Source organism: Halorubrum sp. CBA1125 (assembly GCF_009742825.1).
In the GTDB taxonomy this organism is placed as follows: Archaea; Halobacteriota; Halobacteria; order Halobacteriales; family Haloferacaceae; genus Halorubrum.
Window position 1 is genome coordinate 1 of sequence record NZ_WPCE01000283.1, and the last position, 2,614, is coordinate 2,614.

Here is a 2,614-nt window from a genome sequence, read left to right on the forward strand (position 1 = left end):
CGCGCGGGTGACGACCGCCGGCGTGGGACAGCCCGCGGGACTGACCGGGACCGGCGAGGAGGGGGCCGGGCGCCCGTCGGCGACGATCTCCAGGTCGGCGCTCGGGGTGTGCGCCCGCAGCGTCGGATCGGCGCCGGCCGCGCTGATCCCGTCGATCGCGGCCGTCGCCGTCGTTCCGGCGACGACGACGAGCGTCGCGTCCGTCACGGCACACCTCCGGCTCGTCGCCCCGATCGGTCTCCCCGGTCGGCCGCGGCGTCGGTGATAACCACTACGCGTTGGTTACCACAAGCTGACTTTAATCGATCGGGTCGACCGCGGACCGACAGGCGCTCCGGACGGTCGGGTCCCGCACCCGTCGACGAACCGGAACTGGTCCGGGGGTCAGAGACCCACCGCGTGGCCGTCGAACGGGAGCGCACGGACGCCCCCGCCGGCGCTCTCTCCCTGATCGCCGCACGAGAAACGGACGAACGTCCACTTCGCATCGACGACGGGGAGGTATTAGTCGTCTCGGCCCCACGACACGTCCATGAGCCAGACCCCGGACCAGTCGGTGTTGCTGTCGGACGACCCCCCGATCGACCTCCGGCTCTCGGAGGCGGAACTGGCGGCGACCCGCGAGCGCATCGTCTCGTTCATCGCGGACACCGTCGACGACGCGGGCGCGGAGGGCGCCGTGCTCGGGCTCTCCGGCGGGATCGACTCGACGCTCACCGCCCACCTCGCCGTCGAGGCCCTCGGCGAGGACGGCCTCCACGGGCTCACCATGCCCTCCGAGGTGAACGACCCGGAGGTGATGAGCGACGCGGAGCGCGTCGCCGAGGCCCTCGGGATCGAGTACGACGTGGTCGAGATCCAGCCGATCGCGGACGCCCTCTTCGAGGCGCTCCCGGCGGCCGCCGAGGACCGGATGGCCCGCGGGAACGCGTTCGTCCGCACGCGGGCCGTCTGCAACTACCTCGTCGCCAACGCCGAGAACCGGGTCGTGCTCGGGACCGGCAACCGCGCGGAGGCGATGACGGGGTACTTCACGAAGTACGGCGACCAGGCCGTCGACTGCAACCCGATCGGGAACCTCTACAAACAACAGGTGCGCCAGCTGGCGGCCCACGTCGGCGTCCCCCGCGACCTGGTGATGCAGGAGCCGACCGCCGGGATGTGGGAGGGACAGACCGACGCCGACGAGATGGGCCTCGACTACGACACCGTCGACGCTATCCTCGCGGTCCACGTCGACGGCGGGCTCTCGCGGGCGGCGACGGTCCGCGAGCTCGACGTCCCCGAGGCGGCCGTCGACCGCGTCGTCGAACTGTACGAGCGCAGCGCCCACAAGCGGGCGATGCCGCCGGCACCGGAGCGCGATTTATAATCGGTCGAGGTCGTCTCGGCCGTTCGGTTCCGGGACTGTTGACCCTCGCTTGCCGCCGCCGACTTTTATAAGCGACCGAGTGGTGTCGGCGGCGGCTGTTTATAAATAACTGGCCGGGCTGCGGCGAAGACCGTCTCCGGTCCAGTCGATCGTTTATAAATAGCTACTAGCAACGTCACGGAAAACACCGCCAAAGCCCCAGCCGCGGGGGCGCCGTACGCTCGCTGCGCTCCTCACTCGCTCGCTGACGCTCCCTCGTTGCGGTGCTTACGTCGCCTACGGCGCCCCCGCGACTGCCCCTTTGAGTCCCGCCCCGCACCGCTCCGCACAACACCTCACGCCTCCCCAGCCTCGTCGCTGGCGGCTGGCGCCGCCAGCGACTCCCTCGCGTGGTGCTGCTCGGCCGCTGCGCGGCCTCGCAGGCACGCGCCACCGCACCCGCTTTTTATGGGTACCGTCGCTCTCGCTCGTGGATATTTAAACGGAACGTCGAGGACGCGCCCGGTCTCAGAACGCTCGCAGGTCTTCGATGACCGCCTTCGCGGAGCCGTCATCGATGACCTCGCGGGCCCGATCGAGGCCCGCCTCGATGGAGTCGGCGTCCTCGCGGGCGTAGATCCGGAGCGCGGCGTTGACCGCGACCGCGTCCGCGAACGCGTCGTCGCGCTCGCCGGCCAGCACCTCCTCCGTGATCCGCGCCGAGTCGCGGGCGACGTCGTCGACGTGGAGGTCCGCCTCTTCGAGGTCCATCCCGTACTCGGCCGTCTCGATCTCGAAGTCGTCGAACGTGGCGCTCTCGCTGCCGGCGTCGTCACCGTCGTCGCCGCCGGCCTCGCCCCCGCCGGCCGCGTCCCACTCGGCGACCTTCGTGTAGCCGGGGCGGACGTCGTCGTACCCCTCCATCCCCTGGAACATCAGGACGCGGTCGAGGTCGTGGAACTCGCTCGCGACGAACGTGTCGACGACCTTCTTCGCGAACGCGAGGTGGTAGAAGGAGCCGAGGTGAACGGAGGCTCCGGCGGGGTTCGCCAGCGTCTCGATCGTGTTGACGAACGTGCGGACGCCCATCTGGTCGCGGCGGTCGAACAGCTCGTCGATCGCGGGGTTGAACGCGGGCTGGTAGTAGAAGCCGAACCCCGTCTCGTCGACCATGTCGGCGGAGTCGCGGGGAGTCAACTCGGTGTGGACGCCCAGCTCGTCGAGGAACCACGTCCTCGGGGTCGCGGCCGCCTCGGTCCGCCG

Annotated in this window: 2 protein-coding genes and 1 pseudogene; 1 reads left to right on the forward strand and 2 read right to left on the reverse strand. The window is 70.3% G+C overall.

Annotated elements, in window-relative coordinates; all coding sequences use genetic code 11:
* Positions 1-207, reverse strand: a pseudogene (locus GJ633_RS15675) (TIGR00303 family protein); the annotation flags it as partial.
* 325 nt (positions 208-532) lie between these two features.
* Between GJ633_RS15675 and GJ633_RS15680 the strand changes: the two are divergent.
* Positions 533-1,372 (forward strand): NAD+ synthase, encoded by an 840-nt coding sequence (locus GJ633_RS15680; RefSeq protein ID WP_156589528.1) that lies wholly within the window; start codon positions 533-535, stop codon positions 1,370-1,372.
* 507 nt (positions 1,373-1,879) lie between these two features.
* Here GJ633_RS15680 and GJ633_RS15685 read toward each other — a convergent pair.
* Positions 1,880-2,614: anthranilate phosphoribosyltransferase (locus GJ633_RS15685; RefSeq protein WP_394351172.1), on the reverse strand; the 735-nt coding region annotated here is incomplete at its 5' end.